This is a genomic window from Thermus sp. 2.9 (assembly GCF_000794385.1).
Taxonomy (GTDB): Bacteria; Deinococcota; Deinococci; order Deinococcales; family Thermaceae; genus Thermus; species Thermus thalpophilus.
In genome coordinates this window covers 22,788-43,262 of record NZ_JTJB01000043.1, presented here as the reverse complement: position 1 = coordinate 43,262, position 20,475 = coordinate 22,788, and the positions used below count along the sequence as shown (strand labels likewise).

Annotated in this window: 18 protein-coding genes; 12 read left to right on the top strand and 6 right to left on the bottom strand. The window is 67.3% G+C overall.

The genetic code is table 11. The annotated features are described in order from the left end of the window. The first annotated feature begins 4 nt into the window (after positions 1-4). The 4 genes from galK to fdhF are packed head-to-tail and all read left to right on the top strand — an operon-like array spanning position 5 to position 5,167. Positions 5-1,048 carry a galactokinase gene (gene galK, locus QT17_RS11130; RefSeq protein WP_039460024.1) on the top strand — a complete coding sequence of 348 codons (1,044 nt, stop codon included), beginning with the start codon at positions 5-7 and terminating at the stop codon, positions 1,046-1,048. 15 nt (positions 1,049-1,063) lie between these two features. Next, complete coding sequence (locus QT17_RS11125) at positions 1,064-2,536, top strand: NADH-ubiquinone oxidoreductase-F iron-sulfur binding region domain-containing protein (RefSeq protein WP_039460023.1); 1,473 nt, start codon at positions 1,064-1,066, stop codon at positions 2,534-2,536. Continuing rightward, complete coding sequence (locus QT17_RS11120; RefSeq protein ID WP_039460022.1) at positions 2,526-3,128, top strand: 2Fe-2S iron-sulfur cluster-binding protein; 603 nt, start codon at positions 2,526-2,528, stop codon at positions 3,126-3,128. Before QT17_RS11125 ends, QT17_RS11120 begins: the two co-directional genes overlap by 11 nt. After that, the gene (gene fdhF / locus QT17_RS11115) at positions 3,128-5,167 is read left to right on the top strand and encodes a formate dehydrogenase subunit alpha (RefSeq protein ID WP_039460020.1); all 2,040 of its coding nucleotides are present in this window, start codon (positions 3,128-3,130) and stop codon (positions 5,165-5,167) included. The genes QT17_RS11120 and fdhF overlap by 1 nt, the downstream gene beginning before the upstream one ends. On the opposite strand, the gene QT17_RS11110 is transcribed toward fdhF, so the two are convergent. The 3 genes from QT17_RS11110 to QT17_RS11100 are packed head-to-tail and all read right to left on the bottom strand — an operon-like array spanning position 5,164 to position 9,498. Then, complete coding sequence (locus QT17_RS11110) at positions 5,164-6,240, bottom strand: TRAP transporter substrate-binding protein (protein WP_039460019.1); 1,077 nt, start codon at positions 6,238-6,240, stop codon at positions 5,164-5,166. The two genes, fdhF and QT17_RS11110, sit on opposite strands and share 4 nt — an antisense overlap. A gap of 32 nt (positions 6,241-6,272) precedes the next feature. Next, positions 6,273-6,635 carry a response regulator gene (locus tag QT17_RS11105; RefSeq protein ID WP_039460018.1) on the bottom strand — a complete coding sequence of 121 codons (363 nt, stop codon included), beginning with the start codon at positions 6,633-6,635 and terminating at the stop codon, positions 6,273-6,275. Beyond that, positions 6,607-9,498 carry an ATP-binding protein gene (locus QT17_RS11100; protein ID WP_039460017.1) on the bottom strand — a complete coding sequence of 964 codons (2,892 nt, stop codon included), beginning with the start codon at positions 9,496-9,498 and terminating at the stop codon, positions 6,607-6,609. The genes QT17_RS11105 and QT17_RS11100 overlap by 29 nt, the downstream gene beginning before the upstream one ends. Before the next feature lie 97 nt (positions 9,499-9,595). Here QT17_RS11100 and QT17_RS11095 point away from each other — a divergent pair, with 97 nt between their 5' ends. From QT17_RS11095 to QT17_RS11085, 3 genes are read left to right on the top strand one after another with little or no spacing between them, the layout of a single operon-like run. After that, positions 9,596-10,741 (top strand): acyl-CoA dehydrogenase family protein, encoded by a 1,146-nt coding sequence (locus QT17_RS11095; protein WP_039460016.1) that lies wholly within the window; start codon positions 9,596-9,598, stop codon positions 10,739-10,741. 11 nt (positions 10,742-10,752) lie between these two features. Beyond that, positions 10,753-11,496 carry an electron transfer flavoprotein subunit beta/FixA family protein gene (locus QT17_RS11090; RefSeq protein WP_039460014.1) on the top strand — a complete coding sequence of 248 codons (744 nt, stop codon included), beginning with the start codon at positions 10,753-10,755 and terminating at the stop codon, positions 11,494-11,496. Between the two features lie 9 nt (positions 11,497-11,505). Further along, on the top strand, positions 11,506-12,450 hold the full coding sequence (locus QT17_RS11085; protein WP_039460012.1) for an electron transfer flavoprotein subunit alpha/FixB family protein: 945 nt from the start codon (positions 11,506-11,508) through the stop codon (positions 12,448-12,450). 47 nt (positions 12,451-12,497) lie between these two features. Here QT17_RS11085 and QT17_RS11080 read toward each other — a convergent pair whose 3' ends face one another. Further along, on the bottom strand, positions 12,498-12,920 hold the full coding sequence (locus QT17_RS11080) for a hypothetical protein (RefSeq protein ID WP_039460010.1): 423 nt from the start codon (positions 12,918-12,920) through the stop codon (positions 12,498-12,500). Between the two features lie 70 nt (positions 12,921-12,990). Here QT17_RS11080 and QT17_RS11075 point away from each other — a divergent pair, with 70 nt between their 5' ends. From QT17_RS11075 to QT17_RS11060, 4 genes are all read left to right on the top strand, one after another. Beyond that, on the top strand, positions 12,991-14,556 hold the full coding sequence (locus QT17_RS11075) for an acyl-CoA carboxylase subunit beta (protein WP_039460042.1): 1,566 nt from the start codon (positions 12,991-12,993) through the stop codon (positions 14,554-14,556). 51 nt (positions 14,557-14,607) lie between these two features. Beyond that, positions 14,608-15,126, top strand: coding sequence for a response regulator transcription factor (locus QT17_RS14915; RefSeq protein WP_039460009.1), 519 nt, complete (start codon positions 14,608-14,610; stop codon positions 15,124-15,126). Positions 15,127-15,257: 131 nt separating this feature from the next. Next, positions 15,258-16,805: a hypothetical protein gene (locus QT17_RS11065; RefSeq protein ID WP_039460008.1), complete on the top strand. Its 1,548-nt coding sequence runs from the start codon at positions 15,258-15,260 to the stop codon at positions 16,803-16,805. A gap of 50 nt (positions 16,806-16,855) precedes the next feature. Further along, entirely contained in the window at positions 16,856-17,518 is a 663-nt protein-coding gene (locus QT17_RS11060; RefSeq protein ID WP_039460041.1) for a type-5 uracil-DNA glycosylase, read from the top strand. On the opposite strand, the gene polX is transcribed toward QT17_RS11060, so the two are convergent. After that, complete coding sequence (polX, locus tag QT17_RS11055) at positions 17,490-19,223, bottom strand: DNA polymerase/3'-5' exonuclease PolX (RefSeq protein ID WP_039460006.1); 1,734 nt, start codon at positions 19,221-19,223, stop codon at positions 17,490-17,492. The two genes, QT17_RS11060 and polX, sit on opposite strands and share 29 nt — an antisense overlap. Before the next feature lie 30 nt (positions 19,224-19,253). Between polX and QT17_RS11050 the strand changes: the two genes are divergently transcribed. After that, on the top strand, positions 19,254-19,502 hold the full coding sequence (locus QT17_RS11050; RefSeq protein WP_039460004.1) for a hypothetical protein: 249 nt from the start codon (positions 19,254-19,256) through the stop codon (positions 19,500-19,502). Here the strand turns inward: QT17_RS11050 and QT17_RS11045 are convergent. Next, positions 19,468-20,466, bottom strand: a complete 999-nt coding sequence (locus QT17_RS11045) for a dihydroorotate dehydrogenase-like protein (RefSeq protein WP_039460002.1) — start codon at positions 20,464-20,466, stop codon at positions 19,468-19,470. The two genes, QT17_RS11050 and QT17_RS11045, sit on opposite strands and share 35 nt — an antisense overlap. Positions 20,467-20,475 lie beyond the last annotated feature (9 nt).

Below are 20,475 nucleotides of genomic sequence, written 5' to 3'. Positions count from 1 at the left end.
GGGCATGGGCTATCAAGAAGTCTTCGGCGCCCTGCCCGAGGCCAGCGCCAAGGCCCCGGGGCGGGTGAACCTTTTGGGGGAGCACACGGACTACCAGGAGGGCTACGTCCTGCCCACGCCCCTTCCCTACTTCACCCAGGTGGAGGCGGGGCGGGCCGAGGGCAGGGTGGAGGCCTATAGCGAAGCGCTGCGGGAGCTTCGCGCCCGGCCCCTGCAAAGCGGCCCGCAAGGGGACTTCCTGGACTACCTCTTGGGCGTGGTCTGGGCCTTGCGGGAAGCGGGGCACGGGGTGCCGGGGGCACGGTTTTTCGTGCGGAGCCAGGTGCCCATGGGGGCTGGGCTTTCCAGTTCCGCGGCCCTCGAGGTGGCGGCCTTAAAGGCCCTTCGGGCCCTCTACCGCCTGCCCCTTAGCGACCTCGAGGTGGCCCTCCTGGCCCAGAAGGCGGAGGTGGCCTACGTGGGGGTCCGGTGCGGGATCATGGACCAGATGGCGGCGAGTCTGGGGGAGGTGGGCAAGGCGCTCTTTTTGGACACCAAGACCCTGGCCCACGAGAACCTGCCCCTCCCCCCGGGAAGCCGGGTGGTGGTCCTGGACCTGGGCCTGAAGCGCCGCCTGGCGGAGGCGGGCTACAACGCCCGCCGCCAAGAGGCGGAGGAGGCGGCAAGGCGGCTTGGCCTGGCCTCCTTGCGCCAGGTGCAGGACCTCTGCCTGGTGGAAAGCCTCCCCGCCCCCCTGGACAGGCGGGCCCGGCACATCGTGAGCGAAAACCTGCGGGTGCTTAGGGGGGTGGAGGCCCTGAGGCGGGGGGACGCCAAGGCCTTTGGCGAACTCATGACGCAAAGCCACCGCTCCCTTTCCCGGGACTACGAGGTGAGCCTTCCCGAGCTGGACACCCTGGTGGAGGCGGCCCTGGCGGCGGGGGCGTATGGGGCCAAGCTCACGGGGGCGGGCTTCGGCGGGGCGGTGGTGGCCCTGGTGCCCGAAAGGGGCCTGGAAGGCTTCCGCCAGGCCCTCCTGGAACGCTTTCCCGGGCTCCGCCTCCTTTAGGCGTAAGCTTAAGCCATGGAAAACCCGAGCCTCCTCCCCCTCCTGGACGCCCGCATGCCCCTCACCGAGGAAAAGGTGGCCGAGGCGGCGCGCCTCGCCGGGGTGCCCCTGGCCCAGGCTTGGGGGGTGGTGCGCTACTACCCCCGCTACCGCGGCCTACCCCAAGGCCGCCTCCTGGTGGACGACCCCGTGGCCCGGTCCCGGGGCTTCGCCCGGCTGCGGGAAGCGGCGGACGGGACCTACCCCCCTTTGGGCCTCGAGGCCTTCTCCCCCATCCACGTGCGCTTCACCCCCGAGGGCCGCTTCGTGGAATGGGCGGGAGGCCTGGTGCCCTTTAGGGACTTCCGCCTACCCTTCGCCATAGGCCACGGAAGCCGTCTCATCCCCCCGGAGCCCATCCTGAGCCTGGCCCAGTACCGCGCCTTGGGCGGGCTCAAGGCCCTTTCCGCCTTACGGCAAGGGCAAGGGAGCCCGGATGGGGTCATCCGGGCGGTGGAGGAGGCCGGGCTCCTGGGCCGGGGCGGGGCCGCCTTCCCCGCCCACGTGAAGATGCGGGCCGTGGCTAAAGGGGCCTCGCCCAAGTACCTGGTGGTGAACGCCGACGAGTCCGAGCCCGGCAACTTCAAAGACCGCTTCCTCCTGGAACACCACCCCTTCTTGGTCCTGGAAGGGGCCCTCCTCGCTGCCTTGGCCGTGGGGGCGCAAAAGGTCTACCTCTACGTGCGGGAGGAGTTTGAAGCGGCGCAAACGGGCCTTCTAAGCGCCACCCGCGAACTGGAGGAAGCCGGCCTCCTCCCCGTGCCCACGGAGGTCTTCCGAAGCGGCGGGCTTTACATCTGCGGCGAGGAAACCGCCCTTTTGGAGTCCATGGAGGGCAAGCGGGCCGAGCCCAGGCTCAAGCCCCCCTTCCCCGTGGAGCAGGGCCTTTGGGGAAGGCCCACCCTGGTGCAGAACGTGGAAACCCTGGCCAACCTGCCCCTCCTCCTGCAAGAAGGGCCCGGGGCCTGGCGCGCGCGGGAGCCCAAGCTCTTTTCCATCAGCGGGGACGTGGCCCGCCCGGGCCTTTACGAACTCCCCCTGGGCACCCCGCTGGGCGAGGCCTTGCGCCGGGCCGGGGGGGAGCCTGAGGAACTCCAGGCGGTGCTCCTGGGGGGAGCGGCGGGGGTCTTCACCCGGGATTTCGCCTTTCCCTTGCGCTTCAAGGAAAGGCTTCCCCTGGGAGCGGGGGCCTTGGTGGCCTTCGGGGGCGGGGTGGACCTGTGGGAGGTGCTCCTGGGCCTCGTCCACTTCCTGAAGGAGGAGTCCTGCGGGAAGTGCTTCCCCTGCCCCTTGGGAACGGCGGTGCAGGTGGAGCTGGTGAAGCGGCGGGAGCGGAACCGGGCTCTGGTGCGGGATTTGGCGGAAACCCTAAGGGGAAGCCTCTGCGGCTTGGGCCAGTCCGCCTACTGGGCCTACCAGAGCCTCCTGGAGGTGGAAGGTGCGGCTTAGGGTAGACGGGAAGGACGTGGAAGTCCAGGAAGGGACCCTTTTGCTCCAGGTGGCCCGGGTGCCCACCCTCTGCCACCACCCCCACACGGAAACCCGGGGCCTCTGCCGGATTTGCCTGGTGGAGGTGAATGGGCGCCTGCAACCCGCCTGCGCCACCTTGGCCCAGGAGGGGATGGAGGTGAAGACGGAAACCGAAGCCCTCCGGCGCCTGAGGAAGACCCTTTTGGAGTGGCTCGCCCTCACCACCGACCTCTCCCAGGCGCCTGAACTCCTCGCCCTCCTGGAGCGCTATGGGGCCGAGCCCGCCCGCTGGCCCGAGGTGGAGGGGCGGAAGGAGCGGGAAGCCGTAGAGGACAACCCCTTCTTCCTGCGGGACTACGCCAAGTGCGTGAACTGCCGCCGGTGCGTGGACGCCTGCGGGGATGGCGTCATGGGGGTGTACGCCCTCACCCTCGAGGGCCGGGGCCTCTTGGCCCACCCCACCACCCCCCTGGGCCGCCCCTTGCCGGAAACCCCTTGCGTCTTCTGCGGCAACTGCGTGCAGGTCTGCCCCACGGGGGCCCTTCGGCCCCTTGCTCTGGAGGTGGCGTGATGCGCACCACGTGCCCCTACTGCGGCGTGGGTTGCCAGGTGGAGCCCGAGCTAAAAGAAGGCCGGGTGGTCCGGGTCCTGGCCCCGGACATCCCTCCCAACCACGGGGCCCTTTGCGTCAAGGGGCGCTTCGGCCTGGACTTCCCCTTCTCCGGCAAGCGCCTCCTTCACCCCCTGGTGCGGGAAAGCCTGAACGCCCCCTTCCGCAGGGCCACCTGGGAGGAGGCTTTGGACTTCGCGGCGGAAAGGCTTCTGGATGTGCTAAGGCGAAAAGGCCCCGAGGCCATCGCCGTTTTCCCCTCGGCCAAGACCACCAACGAGGAGGTGTACCTGGCCCAGAAGCTAGCCCGAGCCCTCCTGGGCACCAACAACGTGGACCACTGCTCCCGGCTTTGCCACTCCTCCTCCACCGCCGCCCTTTCCCGCTCCCTGGGCGGGGCCAGCATGACCAACCCCATAGAGGACATCTGGAAAACCGACCTCTTCCTGGTGGTGGGCTCCAACACCACGGAAACCCACCCCGTCATCGCCGCCATGATCAAGAAGCGGGTGCGCCAGGGGGCGAGGATGATCGTGGTGGACCCCCGGTACACGGGCATGGCCGAGGCCGCCACCTTGTGGCTTAGGGTGCGCCCCGGCACCGACCTTTTCCTCCTGAACGCCATGGCCCGGTACATCCTGGAGGCGGACCTTTGGGACCGGGCCTACGTGGAGGCCCGGACGGAGGGTTTTGAGGCATGGCGAGCCTCCTTGGAGGAATACACCCTGGAAAGGGCGGAGGCCGTCACCGGGGTGGAGCGGGAGAAAATCGCCCTGGCCGCTCGGCTCTACGCCACCACCGAGCGGGCCGGGGCCTACTGGGCCATGGGGGTAACCCAGCACACCAAGGGCACGGCCACGGCCCAGGCCCTGGTGAACCTGGCCCTCCTCACGGGCAAGGTGGGCAAGGAAGGGGCGGGCCTCAACCCCTTGCGGGGCCAGAACAACGTGCAAGGGGCCGGGGACATGGGGGCCTTACCCGACGTCTACCCCGGCTACCTCAAGGTGGCGGAGGAGGGGGCCAGGGCCCGCTTTGAAGCCCTGTGGGGCGTGCCCCTCAACCCCAGGCCGGGCCTACGCATGACGGAGGTCTTTGAAGCCATTCCGGAGGTGGAGGCCATTTACCTCATCGGGGAAGACCCCGTCACCAGCGAACCCTATCAGGACCACCTGAAGGCCAAGCTCGCCGCCCTTCCCTTCCTCATCGTCCAAGATATCCTGGAAAACGAAACCACCCCCTTCGCCCACGTGGTCTTCCCCGCCGCCAGCTTCCTGGAAAAGGACGGCACCTTCACCAACACCGACCGCAGGGTGCAGCGGGTGCGGAAGCTCCTGGAGCCCCCCGGCGAGGCCCGGCCCGACTGGTGGATCACCCAGGCCCTCGGCCAGCGCCTGGCTCAGGCCCTGGGGCGCCCCTGGCCCACCTACCCCGGCCCCGGGGCCATCTGGGAGGAGGTGCGCCGGGCCATCCCCGAGCTCATGGGGGGGATCGCCTACGCCCGCCTCGAGGCGGCGGGGGTGCGGTGGCCCTGCCCCCGGGAGGACCACCCCGGGGAGGCGGTGCTCTTCCGGGAACGCTTCAACACCCCCACGGGCCGGGCCCGCTTCCACCCCGTGGACTACACCCCTCCGGCGGAACCCCCTTCGGAGGACTACCCCTTCACCCTCTCCACTGGCCGGGTCCTCTTCCACTGGCACGGCGGAACCCTAAGCCGCAACAGCCGCCTGCAGGAAGCCTACCCGGAGCTCAAGGTGGAGGTGAACCCCAAGGACGCCGAACGGCTCGGCCTCCAAGACGGCGAGCCCATTTACGTGGTGAGCCGCCGGGGCCGCATCCGCGCCCGGGCCTGGGTGACGGAGCGCACCCCCGAAGGGGTGGTCTACGCCCCCTTCCACTTCGCCGAGGCCCCCGCCAACCGCCTCACCCTGGACGCCCTAGACCCCATCAGCCGCATCCCGGAGTACAAGGTGAGCGCCGTGCGGCTAGAGAAGGTGGACTAGGTGGCGGGGAAGGCGAAGGTCTCGTAGGCGAGCTCGGCCACGCCAAACCAGCGGTACTGCTCTTCCCGGAAGGCCCAGTAGGCGGTGTAGACCTTCCTGTACGTGGCGTCCTTGGCCGCCTGCTCCTCGTAGAGGGCCCGGGCCTCCTCCAAGGCCTTCTTCATCACCTCCGTGGGCCAGCGCCTCAGGCGCACCCCGGCGGCGAGGAGGCGCTTTAGCGCCTTGGGGTTTTGTGCGTCGTACTTGGCCATCATGGTGAGGTTCACCTCCTGGGCCGCCACCTGGAAGGCCTCCTGGAACTCCTGAGGGAGCCGGGCCCACTCCCGTTGCGAAACCAGGAAGGAAAGCTGCGCCGAAGGCTCCCAGAAGGAGGGGTAATAGTAGTAGCGGGCCACCTTGTAAAAGCCGAGCTTCTCGTCGTCGTAGGGCCCAGAGAACTCGGTGGCGTCAATGGTGCCCCGCTCCAAGGCGGGGTAGATGTCCCCGGCGGCCAGGGTCTGGGGCACCACCCCAAGCCGGCCCATCACGAGCCCGCCGAGGCCGGGGATGCGCATGCGGAGGCCCTTTAGGTCACCGAGGGACCTGATCTCCTTGCGGAACCAGCCCCCCATCTGCGCCCCCGTGTTCCCGCCGGGGAACTGGAGGACGCCGAAATCGGCGTAGACCTCCCGCAGGAGCTCCAACCCCCCGCCGAAGAGCATCCAGGCGTTGTGCTGGCGGTAGGTGAGGCCAAAGGGCACCCCCCCGTCAAAGGCCAGGGCCGGGTTTTTGCCCACATAGAAGGGGCCGTAGGTGTGCCCCGCCTCCACCGTGCCCTGCTGCACGGCGTCCAGCACCTGCCCCCCGGGGACGATCTCCCCCGCTTGGTACACGCGGATCTGGAACCGGCCCCCCGTGAGGTCCGAAACCCGCTTGGCCAAGTCCTCCGCCCCGCCAAAGAGGGTGTCCAAGCTCCTGGGGTAGCTGGACACAAGCCGCCAGCGCACCTGGGGCTGGGCCTGGGCGTGTGCGGAATAGGTGAGGCTCGCCGCCAGGCCCACGCCCATCTTCTTCAGAAAGCTCCTCCTTTCCATACCGCCTCCTCAGGTGCCCTTAGGATAGCAGACTACGTCCCTTCCTCCAAAAGCTTAGCCACCTGGGCGAGGAGGGTTTGGGCGTCAAAGGGCTTGCCCAAGAAGCCCTTGGCCCCCGCCGCCAAGGCCTCCTCCCGGCTCCTGGCGGAAACGCTGGCGGACAAGGCGAGGACGGGAGGCCCCCCGCGGCGCTTGACCTCCCGGATGACCTCGAGGCCGGAGACCCCCGGCATCACCAGGTCGCAGAGCACCAGGCCGTAAGCCCCTTCCCCCAGGCGCTCCAAGGCCAGCTTCCCTGAGGGAGCCCAGTCCACCACATGCCCGGCCCGCTCCAAGATGCGGCGCACGGTGTGGGCCACCAAGGGTTCATCCTCCACCAGCAGGATGCGGGCCATATAGGGGTAGGATAACCCGGAAGAGGCTTCCCTTGCCCTCCTCCGTCTCCACCTCTATCCGGCCCCCGTGGGCCTCCACGATGTGGCGGGAGATGTAAAGGCCAAGCCCGGTGCCCGCCACCCCGCGGGCGCTGGCGTTTTTGGCCCGGGCGTAGCGCTGGAAGAGCCGGGGAAGCTCCTCCTTCGGGATGCCGGGCCCGGTGTCCGCCACCTCTAGGACTAAGGCCTCCCCCTCCCCCTTGGCGGAAAGGCGCACCCGGCCGCCTGGGGGGGTGAACTTGAAGGCGTTGGAGAGGAGGTTGCCCACCACCTGCACCACCCGCTCGGGGTCCGCCTCCACCACGGGAAGCTCGGGGATTTCCACCTGGAACTCAACCCCAGCAAGCCGGGCCACCCCTTGGAAGCTCCGGGCGATCTCCAGGAGCTTGGGTCTCAGGTCCACCGGGCGGCGGTTCACCTCAAAGCGGCCCGCCTCGAGGCGGCTCGTATCCAAAAGGTTGTCCACCATGGTCTTGAGGCGGAAGGCGCTTTCCAGGATAAGATCCACGGACTCCTCCGCCCCGGGGGAAAGCCCCTCCTCCTTGAGGAGCTCCGCCAAGCCCATGATCACGGCCAAGGGGGTGCGGAGCTCGTGGGAAACGGCGGCGATGAACTCGCCCTTCAGGCGTTCGGCCTCGAGGCGGGGCCTCAAGTCCCGTAGGTTCACCACCACCCCCCCCACCCGGGGCTCGTGGAGGAGGTTCCGCCCCCAGGCCTCCATGGGAATGGGCGTTCCGTCGGCGTGAAGGACGCGGAACTCCCCCGTGCGCACCTCCCCGGGGTGGGCCAAAAGCTCCCGGAAAAGCCCCTCCGCCAAGGAGCGGTCCTCGGGGTGGACGAAGTCCAAGGCGTTGAGGGGGGTCCGCTTATACCCCTCGGGATCATAGCCCAACACCCCCCGCACGCTGGCGCTTACGAAGCGGACCCCGCCCTCCCCGTCCAGGACGTAAACCACGTCCTGGGAGTGCTCCAAGAGCGCCTTAAGCCGCTCCTCCTCCGCCTCCAGGAGCTCCAGGAAGCGGGCCTTTTCCAACACCAAGGCCAAAAGGGTCCCCACCTGGGCGAGGCGGGCGAGGAGGCGCTCCCCGAAGCGGCGCCTTCGCCGGTAGCCGAGGAGGAGCCCGCCCCGGAAAACCCCGGCGCGAAAGGGCACCACCAAGGCGCTGTGAAGGCCCAGGGTAGCGGCGATGGCACACTCGCTAGGACGAAGCTCCTCCACCCCCAAGGGGCTTTCCTCGGCCAAGGCCCGCTCCAAGAGGTTGGGCTGGGGCAGGGAGGGAGGCAGGGGGCAGGTGGCGAAGAGAACCCCTTCCCCTTCCGCCACGAGCACGCCCTCTTCCGCGGCGAAAAGGGACTGGAGGCGGCGCACGATGGCCTCGGCCAGGCCCTTCAGGTTCTGCTCCCTTAGGGCGGCTTGGGCCAGGTCCACCAGGGCCTGGGTAAAGGCCACCTGTTCCCGCAAGGCCCGCTCCATGCGCACCCGCTCGCTGATGTCGTGGAGCACCAGGATGCGCATCTCCCCCACCGCCCGGCCCCGGACGCTATAGCTCCGCCCGCCTAAGGAAAGCTCCAGCCTGCCCCCCTCTAAAGCCGGGCCCAAGGCGGCGGGGAGGTCCTCCAACGCCACCTCCGGTCCCAGGCCCAACGCCTCCTGCGCCCGGGGGTTGGCGAAGCCCCTTTCGCCAAAGAGGACCACCACCCCATCGGGGAGGTCTTCTAGTACCTGGGACAACCGCCTTCGCTCCGCCGCCAGGGCCAAGGAAAGCTGCGTCTTTTCCCGGTAAAGCTTGGCGTTTTTCAGGGCCACCCCGGCCACCCCAGCCAAAAGCTCCACGTAGCCCACCTCCTCCGGGCTCACCGGGCCCCCTCCCGGGCCGTGGTCCACCGCCACCACCCCCAAAGGCTCGTCCTCGGCCAGGATGGGCACGTAGGCCACGCTGGCCCCCACGCCTTGGCCCACGGCCGCGGGAATCTGGTCTTTAGGGAGAACCAAGGTCCTCCGCTCCCGCACCGCTCGGGCCATGGGGTCCGGGGAGGCGTCCACGGCCAGGTGGATCCGGCTCCTGCCCTCCGTCCAGAACACCTCCTGACCCCGCACGGTGAGGTGCCCCTCCAGGCGGCCTTCCTTGACCAAGGCCACGGTAACCCGGAAAAAGCCAAAGCGCTGGGATAGCGCCCGGGCCAAGGTTTCCAACACGGCCCCCGGCTCCAGGGAGCGGGCCACCTCCCGGGCCAGGGCGCTCACGTGGGAGAGGGCCTCCACGTGGCGGGAGAGCTTTTCCAAGGCGGCGTTCCGGCTTGCCAAAAGCTCCCCGTTTTTCAGGGCCAAGGCGGTGAGCTGGGCGAGGAGGGGCAAGGTGGGCTGGAGGGCCTGGGGCACCCCCTCGAGGCTCAGCACCCCCTTGGCCCCAAAGCGGGGGCAGCTGGGGCAGACCAAGGCCCGGCTTTCCCGGGTGGCCCGGGGCCTTTCCTGGCAGCGGGCCTCGGGGTCGCTCCAGCAAAATAGGGCCTCCTCCCCCACCACGGGCAAAAGCCACTCCTCCCCCCTCTTAAGCGGCCCTTCCGCGAAAAAAGCCTCCTGCACCGGCCCCTTGCTGTAAAGGGGTAGGGCGATGGCGGAAACCGTGTAGTGCCGCCCCCTCCCCGAGGCCACCTCGCCCACCAGTTCCCGAGTGGAGGGGTGGTAGAGGAAAAGGGCGGCCCGCTCCACCCCCTCTTCCGTGGCCACCTCCAGGAGGTTGCGAAGAATCTGCACGGGTTCCAAATCCTTTAGAAGGGCCCGCTGGAAGCGGGCCAAAACCCCAAGCTGACCAACCAATCTCATCTGCCTCCAATGGTAGCATGGGGCCTGGGTTGCAAGGGGAAGGGCAAAATCTTAGACTTGGTCAAAGAGTGGGCCCCTTGCCCAGGGGAGGTCGGGTATGCCCGTGGACTTTAGCCTAACGGAAGAGCAAAAGCAACTCCAGGCCCTCGCCCGCCGCTTCGCCAAGGAGGTGATCCTGCCGGTGGCGGCGGAGTACGACGAGAAGGAGGAGGTCCCCTGGCCCGTGATTGAAAGACTTCACGAGGTGGGCCTCCTCAACGCCATCATCCCCGAGGCGTACGGGGGCATGGGCCTCAAGATGCTGGACGAGGTCATCGTGGGGGAGGAGCTGGCCTACGCCTGCATGGGCATCTACACCATCCCCATGGCCAGCGACCTGGGCATCACCCCCGTGCTCCTGGCGGGCACCGAGGAGCAAAAGCGGCGCTTCCTCACACCCCTCACGCAAAAGCCCGCCCTGGCCGCCTTCGCCCTGAGCGAGCCCGGAAACGGCTCCGACGCCGCCGCCCTCAGGACCCGGGCCGTGCGCCAAGGGGACCACTACGTCCTGAACGGCACCAAGATGTGGATCTCCAACGGGGGCGAGGCGGAGTGGGTGGTGGTCTTCGCCACGGTGAACCCCGAGCTCCGCCACAAGGGCGTGGTGGCCTTGGTGGTGGAAAAGGGCACCCCAGGCTTCCAGGCGGTGAAGATTCACGGCAAGATGGGGCAAAGGGCGAGCGGCACCTACGAGCTCATCTTTGAGGACGTGAAGGTGCCCGTGGAAAACCGCCTGGGGGAGGAAGGGGAAGGGTTCAAGATCGCCATGAACACCCTGAACAAGACCCGCATCCCCGTGGCGGCGGGAAGCGTGGGGGTGGCCCGCAGGGCCTTGGACGAGGCCAAAAAGTACGCCAAGGAGCGGGAAGCCTTCGGCCAGCCCATCGCCAACTTCCAGGCCATCCAGTTCAAGCTGGCGGACATGATGATCGGCATTGAAACGGCCCGCATGTACACCTACTACGCCGCCTGGCTCGCCGACCAGGGCCTACCCCACGCCCACGCCAGCGCCATCGCCAAGGCCTACGCCTCGGAAATCGCCTTTGAAGCGGCCAACCAGGCCATCCAGATCCACGGGGGTTACGGCTACGTGCGGGAGTTCCCAGTGGAAAAGCTCCTTAGGGATGTGAAGCTCAACCAGATTTACGAGGGCACCAACGAGATCCAGCGGCTCATCATCGCCAGGCACGTCCTGGCGGAGTGAAAGGAGGCAGGATGAAGTTCGTTGCGGTGATCCGGCAAGTCCCCGACGGGGAGAGCAGGCTCAAGATCCAAGGGAACCGGGTGGACCTTTCCGGGGCCACCCTCATCCTGGACCAGATGGACGAGTACGCCGTGGAGGAGACCCTGCGCCTCAAGGAAAAGCACGGGGGCGAGGCCATCGTGGTGGGGTTTGGCCCCGAGCGCACGGAGGAGGCCATCCGCACCGCCTTGGCCATGGGGGCGGACCGGGGCATCCACGTGGTCTATGAAGGCTTCGCCGACCCCGTGGCGGTGGCCGAGGCTTTGGCTGGGGTCATCCAGGAGGAAGCCCCCACCCTGGTCGTCACCGGGGGGCAGCAGGCGGACTGGGACAGCCAAGCCCTGGGCGCCGCCTTGGCGGAGGCTTTGGGGGTGCCCGTGGTGTCCTGGACCACCGCCTTGGAGCTGGAGGGCGAGACCGCCAAGGCCAAGCACGATCTGGACGAGGGGGCGGAATGGGTTAGGGTGCGGCTTCCCGCCGTCTTCACCACGCAGCAGGGCCTGAACGAGCCCCGCTACCCCACCCTGCCCGGGATCATGAAGGCCAAGAAGAAGGAGGTCAAGAAGGTGGCCTTCCAGGGCGCGCCTAAGGTGGAGATCCTGGAGGAAACCATCCAGGAGAAGACCCGCCTGCAAAAGATCCTGGACGGCAAGGACCCCGTGGCGGCGGCGGAGGAGCTGGTGCGGCTCCTCCACGAAGAGGCCAAGGTCCTCTAGGAGGTGGCTATGGTGCTGGTGGTTTTGGACCACGATGGGAACAAGCTGCGGAAGGGAAGCCTCGAGGCCCTCACCCGGGCCCGGGCCCTGGCGGAGGCCCTGGGGAGCAAGGTGGTGGGGGTTCTTCTGGCGGAGGAAAAGGCCCCGGCGGAGGAAGCCCTAGCCTACGTGGAAACCCTTTACACCGCCACCCTAGGCCCCTACACCGCGGAGAAGTGGGCGGCCGGGGTCTTGGCGGCGGCGCGGCAGGTGGGGGCCCAGGCGGTGGTGGCCCCCTCCTCCCGGCAAAGCCGCACCTATTTGGGCCGGGTGGCCTACGCCCTTAAAGCGGGGCTTCTAGAGGACACCCTGGAGAGCACGGTGGAGGGCGGGGCGGTGGTGGCCACCCGCTACGCCTACCTGAACCGGGTGACGCAGAAGGTGCGGGCCGCCTTGCCCGTGGTCCTCACGGTAAAGCCCAACACCACTCCCCTGGCGGAACCCCTCCCGACCCGGGGAGAGGTGAAAACCCTGGAAGTGCCCTCCGTGCCCACCGTGGAGGTGCTGGAACGCCTCCAGGAGGAGAAGAAGGGGGTTTCCCTCACCGAGGCGGACATCGTGGTCACGGGAGGCCGGGGCATGGGGAGCGCCGAGGCCTTCCGCCTGGTGGAGGAGCTCGCCGCCCTCTTGGGCGGGGCCGTGGGGGCTACCCGGGCCGTGGTGGACGCGGGCTGGCGGCCCTACAGCGAGCAGGTGGGCCAGACGGGCAAGACGGTGCAGCCTTCCCTCTACATCGCCCTGGGCGTCTCGGGGGCGGTGCAGCACCTGGCGGGGATGAACAAGAGCAAGTACATCGTGGCGGTGAACAAGGACCCCGAGGCCCCCATCTTCAAGCACGCCGATTACGGCATCGTGGGAGACGTGCACCAAGTGGTGCCCGCCCTCATTGAGGCGGTGAAGAGGCTAAAGGACTGAGGCAAAAGCCAACCCGCCGGGGCGGTCCCCGGCGGGGCTTTTTATCCCTAGCGGCTCGAGGGCGGGGGAGGTCCCCCCTCCTCGGTCATGCGGGAAGCCTCGAGGTCCTCGGGGTTTGGGGTGGGCGCGGAGGCCTTGGCCGCCTCGTGCCCCCGCAAAAGCCGCAGGAGGAGGTACAAGAGCAAAGCCGCCGCCACCACGCCCACGGCGTACGGCCACACGGGAGCACCACCTCCCGCCGGCACCTCCGGCAGGGATAGGGGCGGGGCGGGAGCCTTGAAGACCTCCTCCTCCAGCTTCCCCACCCGCTCGGCAAGCCCCTTCACGGCCTCTTCCTGGGCGCTCACCCGGGCCTCCAGGGCCGCCACCTTAGCCTTCAGCCCCTGATAGGCGGCGTACACCGCATACCCTCCCCAGGCCAAAAGCCCCGCGAGGAGGAGCGCTAGGAGATACCAAAACCACTTTCGCACGCTTCACCTCCTTCCCAGGCGGCCTTTCCTGGAAGCCTGCCCGGTTTCTTATTGTATCATGACGGCCAGTATGGCGGACAACGCCCGGCTCATCCTGGACGAGCTCTTGGCGGAGCTTGAAGAGCGGCGCAAAAAGGTGCTTCTGGGCGGGGGAAGGGAGCGCATAGAAAAACAGCACCAGCAGGGCAAGCTCACCGCCCGGGAGCGGATTGACCACCTCCTGGACCCGGGGAGTTTCGTGGAGCTCATGCCCTTCGCCGAGCACCTGGAAACCGGGCTCATGGAGGGCCTCGAGGCCCCCGCGGACGGGGTGGTCACGGGCTACGGCACCATCGGGGGGCGCCTGGTCTTCGTCTTCAGCCAGGACTTCACCGTCCTTGGCGGCTCCCTGGGCAAGATGCACGGGCGCAAGATCGCCAGCCTCATGGACCTGGCCGCCAAGGTGGGGGCCCCCATCATCGGCCTCAACGACTCCGCCGGGGCCCGCATCCAAGAGGGGGTGGACAGCCTCTCCGGCTACGGGGAGGTCTTCTACCGCAACGCCATCTACTCCGGGGTGGTGCCCCAGATCTCCGCCATCCTGGGCCCTTGCGCCGGGGGTGCCGTCTACAGCCCCGCCATGACCGACTTCATCCTCATGAGCCGGGGCACCAGCTACATGTTCATCACCGGGCCCGAGGTGATCAAAAGCGTCACCCGGGAAGAGGTAAGCTTTGAGGAACTGGGCGGGGCCGACGTGCACATGGAAAAAAGCGGCGTGGCCCACCTGGAGGGAAAGGACGACCAGGAGGTCTTGGACCTCATCAAGAAGCTCCTCTCCTACCTGCCGCAAAACTCCCGGGAAAAGCCCCCGGTATTGCACCCCAAGGACGACCCCTTCCGCCCTACCCCGGAGCTTCTGGAAATCGTCCATCCCGACGCGAGGCGGCCCTACAACATGCACCAGGTGATCCGCACCCTCCTGGACGAGGGGGAGTTCTTGGAAATCCAGCCCGGTTTCGCCAAGAACATCATCGTGGGCCTGGGGCGGCTCGGCGGCTACCCCGTGGGGGTGATCGCCAACAACCCCCGCTTCATGGCCGGGGCCCTGGACATCAACGCCTCGGATAAGGCCGCCCGCTTCATCCGCACCATGGACGCCTTCAACATCCCCCTCCTCACCCTGGTGGACGTGACGGGCTTCCTACCGGGGGTAGCCCAGGAGCACGGGGGCATCATCCGCCACGGGGCCAAGATGCTCTTCGCCTACGCCGAGGCCACGGTGCCCAAGATCACCCTCATCGTCCGCAAGGCCTACGGCGGCGCCTACCTCGCCATGAACTCCAAGGACATGGGGGCGGACGTGGTCCTGGCCTGGCCCACCGCCTCCGTGGCGGTGATGGGAGCGGAGGGGGCGGCCAACATCATCTACCGCAAGGAGATCCAGTCCTCCCCCAACCCCGAGGAGACGCGCCGAAGGAAGATAGAGGAATACCGCAAGGCCTTTGACAACCCCTGGGTGGCGGCGGCCCGGGGGTACATTGACGACGTGATAGACCCCAAGGACACCCGCCGCCTCCTCCACCTGCACCTACGGATGCTCTGGGACAAAAAAGAAGAAAGGCCGCCCAAAAAGCACGACAACATCCCCCTTTGAAGGCCTTTTAAGCCCCTTGTGGGGCCTCCCAGTTAGACTGGGAGCTAGGACATGGTCAAGGTCTGGCTTCAGGTTGCTTTGAAGGCATACCAAGAGGCGCTGGAGGCCGTCTTGCGGTCCTTGGACCTAGAGGTTGTCGCCCATCCCCTCCAAGCCCAGGTGGGCCTGGTGGAGGCCGATCGGGAAATACCCGCCCCGCCGCCCGTGCCCACGGTGATCCTCCTCCGGACCAAGGACCAGGCGGCCCAGGCCCTAAAGAAGGGGTACCGGGGCTACCTCTACCCGGAGCAGGGCCTCGAGGTCTTGGCGAAGGCCTTGGCGGCGGTGGCCCGGGGCGAGGTCTGGGCGGAAAGGCGGGTGGTGGCCGCCCTGGTGGGTGAACCCTTCCCCAACCTCACCCAGCGGGAAAAGGAAGTGGCGGCCCTTGCTGCCTTGGGCCTTACCAACGAGGAAATCGCCAAGGAGCTCGGCATCTCGGTGAAGACGGTAAAGGCCCACCTCTCCTTGGTCTTCCAAAAGCTTGGGGTGAAGAAGCGGAGCCAGCTCGCCCACGTGCACTTCCTAGCCTAGACCCTAGGTCCAAGGGTCTTAAGCCTTTCTTCGGCAATGGCTTAGGACTCTTTACCACACTAGACCTAAGCCAAAATCCGTTGCCGCTGCCCTCCCAAAGCACCATCTTGAAGGTGGAAAGGAGGGCAGTTATGCGGCTATCAGGTCAGTATTTTTGGATTTTGGGCTTCGCTTTGGCCCTGCTCCTCGCCACCTGCGGGGGGCAGGGGGGCCAATCGGGCCCCAGCGCCAAGGTGGGGGTGGCTAGCAGCGTCACCCCGATTCCCTACATTCCTTGGCAGGCAGGGAGCGCCGAAACCGAGTGCGCCCAGGCGGGTATTCCCTTTGGCGGCGCCTACAAGGTGGACCCCCCAACAAGCGGTACCTCCAACGTGGACGCTTACGGCCACTACGTCACCGTCAGCTTCTCTCAAGATGGGCGGTACGTGGATTGGAGCTCCAACCTCGCCATCTCGGCGGTGATCGTGAAGGGAGGTCCCAACGCCAACGTCTACATCTACAATCCCCCCGCCACCTCGGACACGGGCCTCCGGGCACCCGACCATCCTAGGGAAGGGCAGATCCCTGCCATAAGCCACGTCACCTTCTGCTGGGAATACCGCTTGGACATGGAGAAGACCGCTCGCACCACATACACCCGGCAATACTTCTGGGAAATCCACAAAAGCGGTGACCAGCAAAACCTCACCCTTTCCCCGGGCCAGGTCTTCCCCGTGAACTACCAGGTGGAGGTAAAGGTAAGCCGGTACGAGGACCGGGACTTTGCCGTGAGCGGGGACATCACCATCCGCAACAACACCCCCATCACCTTCGTAGTCCAGGGCGTGAGCGATGTGGTTTCCCCTGACATCCAGGCTAACGTGAGCTGTGGAAACCTGCCCCAAACCCTAGCCCCCGGGGAAACGCTTACCTGCACCTACACCGCCAGCCTGCCGGACAAGGCCGAGCGTACCAACACCGCCACCGCGACCTACGTCCGCCAAGGGCAAGATAGGGTGCGCACCGCCACCGCCACCCGCCCCGTGACCTTTGGCGAGCCCACCGAACTGGTGGACGAAGCGGTAAGCGTCAGCGACGATCGCTACGGTCCTTTGGGCACGGTATCCGCGGCCGAAGCCCCGCGCACGTTTACCTACACTTTGAACGTGGGACCTTACGCATGCGGTCCACAGGATAGCGAGTACACGTTCACCAACACCGCAACCCTAACCACCAACGATACCCAGAAGCAAACCAACTCTTCTTGGACGGTTTCCGTCCGGGTGCCCGCGTGCGCCCAAGGGTGCACCCTCACCCAGGGCTACTGGAAGACCCATACCAAGTACGGGCCGGCCAAGCCCCGGGACGACGCCTGGGACCTCATCACGCCAGACGGCGAGGATAGCCCGTTCTTCCTCTCCGGCCAGAGCTACTACCGCGTGCTCTGGACGCCCCCCTCCGGCGGCAATCCCTACTACCAGCTGGCCCACCAGTACATCGCCGCCAAGCTCAACGTGCTGAACGGGTCCGCCGCTCCTTCGGAGGTGGGAGCGGCCTTGGCCTGGGCGGAGAACTTCTTCGCCACCCACACGCCTTCCGGCCCCTTTAGCAAGACCGAAACCAACCAAGCCCGCGCTTACGCAGACCTCCTCGGCCAGTACAACGAAGGGTACATCGGTCCCGGACACTGCAGCGAATAAGCGCCCACCCCCTACCCCCGGGCCTCGTGCCCGGGGGGTATGCTTTTCCCGTGGATGGCCTCACCCGGTACCAAGAGGCCCTCTTGGCCTGCCGCCTCTGCCCCAGGCTTGTGGCCTGGCGGGAAGGGGTGGCGGGAAGCAGGCGGGCCTTTCGTCAAGAAAGCTACTGGGCTAAGCCCGTGCCGGGCTTCGGAGATCCCAAGGCCAAGCTCGTCCTCTTCGGCCTCGCCCCCGGGGCCCACGGCTCCAACCGCACGGGCCGCCCCTTCACCGGGGACGCCTCGGGGGCCTTCCTCTACCCCTTGCTCTTTGAGGCGGGGCTTTCCAGCAAGCGGGAAAGCGAGCCTGGGGATGACCTCAGGCTTTTCGGCGTCTACCTCACCGCGGCGGTGCGTTGCGCCCCACCCGAGAACAAGCCCACGCGGGAGGAAATCCGAACCTGCGCCCGCTGGACGGAGGTGGAGCTCGGCCTTCTCCGGGAGGCCCGGGTCTACCTAGCCCTAGGGCGCATCGCCCACGAGGCCCTTTTGGCCTACTTCGGCCTTCCCAAACGGGGCCACCCCTTCTTCCACGGGGCCCACTATCCCATTCCCGACGGGCGGCACCTCCTTACGAGCTACCACGTCTCCCGCCAGAACACCCAGACGGGAAGGCTCACCCGGGAGATGTTCCTGGAGGTGCTCCTCAAGGCGAAGGCCCTCGCCGGGCTTTGAGCCAGGCGAGGAGGTCCTCGTAGGAGAGCACGTTCAAAACCCTCTCCGGGCCGATCCAGGCCCTTTGGGCGGTGCCCACGGCGAGCTCCATGAAGCGGAGGTGCTCGGTCTGGTGGGCGTCGGTGGAAAGGCTCACCCAAAGCCCCATCCCGTGGGCCGTGCGGGCCAGGTCGTCGGGGAGGTCCATGCGGTCGTAGTAGCCGTCAATCTCCACCGCCACGCCCCTTTCCTTGGCCTTTTGGAAGATGGCCTCCCAGTCCGCCTCAATGGGGGGACGGCGGCCGATGAGCCTGGCCGTGGGGTGGGCGAGGACGTGGACGAAGGGGTTGTCCAAGGCCCTCAGGATGCGCTTGGTTTGCTCCGCCTTGGAGAGCTTGAACTGGGAGTGGATGGAGATGAGGACCAGGTCCAGCTCCCGCAGGACCCAGTCCGGGTAGTCCAGGCTCCCATCGGGCCGGATGTCCACCTCGGCCCCCGCCAGGAGGTAAGGGGGGCCGTGGGTCTCGTTGAAGCGGCGGATGGCCTCCACCCGCTTGAGCGCCTCCTCCGGGGAAGGCCCCCCCGCCACCCGCACCGCCGGGGAGTGGTCCGTGACCCCAAGGTACTCGTACCCCAGGGCCTTGGCCGCTTCCCACAGCTCTTCCAAGGTGTTCTGCCCGTCGGAATAGGTGGAGTGGACCTGGAGATCCCCCTTCACCTGGGAAAGCTCCACAAGCCGGGGAAGCTCGCCTCTTAGGGCCGCTTCTATCTCCCCATGGTCCTCCCGCAGGGGCGGGGGGATGTAGGGGAGGCCCAAGGCGGCGTAGACCTCTTCCTCCGTTTCCCCCGCCAGGCGCGCCTCTCCCCGGAACACCCCGTACTCGGAAAGCTTGAGGCCCCGCTCCTGGGCCAAGGCGCGGAGCTTGATGGAGTGAGCCTTGCTCCCCGTTAGGTACTGGAGGCCGGCGCCAAAGCTTTCCGGGGGCACCACCCTGAGGTCCACCTGCAGGCCGTTTTTCAGGAAGACCGTGGCCCGTTCCCTGCCCTTGGCGTAGACCTCCTTCACCTGCGGCAGGGCCACGAAGCCCTCCACCACCCGGGCGGGCTCGAGGCTCGCCGCCAGGTAGTCCAAATCGCCCACGGTGTCCTTGTAGCGCCGGGCCGAGCCGCAAAGCTCGGCTCCCTGCACCCCCGGTAGGGCGCGGAGGGCCTCGAGGAGGTTTCTGGCCAGGGAAAGCACCGCCCCCAAGGGCCGCCGCTTCCCCGCGGCCTGGGCCAAGGCCAAGCCCTCCCGGATGCGCTCCGCCTTCTTGGGGCCAAAGCCCTTGAGCTTTAGGAGGTCGCCCTGCTCCAGGGCTTCTTTGAGCTTTTCCAGGGAGTCTATCCCGAGCGCATCGTAAAGCTGCCGGGCGGTCTTGGGGCCCACCCCGGGCACCTCCATGACCTCGAGGACGCCCCGCGGCACCTTCCTCGCCAGTTCCCCGTGCTTGGCGATTTTCCCCGTATTCAAAAACTCCAAAATCTTCTCCGCGAGATCAGGCCCGATACCGGGAAGCTCCAGGAGGGCTTCCTTGCCCCTTTTGGCGACCTCCTCAATGGGGGTGTCCAGGTCATAGAGGGTGCGGGCCGCCTGGTGGTAGGCCCGGACCCGGAAGGGGTTATCCCCCAAGAACTCGCTCATAAGCCCGATCTCCTCAAAGAGGCGGGCAAGCTCCTGGTTTCGCATGCCCTCACTATACGGGTATACTGAGGCCCCATGCCCAGGCCGGACCGGTTCCGCAAACGGGTGGTGGCCCTCCTTAAGGAGGCGGGGCGGCCCCTGCACTACACCGAGGTGGGCCGGCGCCTGAAGGAGGAAGGCTTTTGGCAGGCGGTGCGGGAGCCGGAGAAGATCGCCAAGGTAAGGCTTTCCGCCTTGGCCCGGTGGGAGCGAAGCCCGGTGGTGGCCCTGGGAGGCGGGCTTTACGCCCTCAGGGAAGAAGCCGGTACGAACCCAGAACCTTGAGGTAGTTGGCCCGCTCCAAGGCGGCGGGCTCCGCCACCTTCTGGTAGCTCATCACCCCCCGCATCTCCGCCACGCTGGCGTATTCCTTCTCCTCCATGAAGGCCTTTAGCTCGGCCAACACCGTGCGGAAGTGGCCCGGGCCCCGCTCCAGGATGGCCGAGGTCATCATCACCACCTGGGCACCGGCCAGGAGGCCCTTCACCGCCTCCTTGCCCGTGTGGACACCCCCGGTTAAGGCCAGCTCCAGCCCCACCCGGCCATAGAGGAGGGCGATCCAGTGGATGCGCAGAAGCGCCTCGTAGGGCCGGGACAGGGAGAGAGTGGGGACCACGGACAGGGTTTCCAGGTCAAAATCCGGTTGGTAGAAGCGGTTAAAGAGGACAAGCGCCTTGGCCCCCGTGCCCTCCACCCGCTTGGCGAAGTGGGCGAAGGCGGTGAAGGCGTGGCCCACCTTCACCGCCACGGGCACCCGGACCGCCCCCACCACGGCCCGGATGGTGGAAAGGTACACCTCCTCCACCTCTGCCCCGGACAGGGCAGGGTCCGTGGGGATGTAGTAGAGGTTAAGCTCAATGGCGTCCGCCCCGGCTTCCTCCAAAAGCCTTGCGTACTCCACCCAGCCCCCGGGGCTAATGCCGTTGAGGCTTGCGATGATGGGCACGGAAACCCGCTCCTTAGCCCGGGAGAGGAGGTCCAGGTGCCGCTCCGGGGTCAGGCGGTACTCGTGGGCGCGGGGAAAGTAGGTGAGGGCCTCGGCGTAACTCTCGTGCCCGTAATGCAGGTAATGGTCCAGCATCTCCTCCTCGAGGGCCACCTGCTCCTCAAAGAGGGAGTGCATGACAATGGCCGCCGCCCCGCCGTCCTCCAGCCGCAAGAATCCCTCCAGCTTCTCCGTGAGGGGCGAAGCGGAGGCCACCAAGGGGTGTTCCAGGGTCAAGCCCAGATACGTGGTCTTCAGGTCCATGCCGCCCTC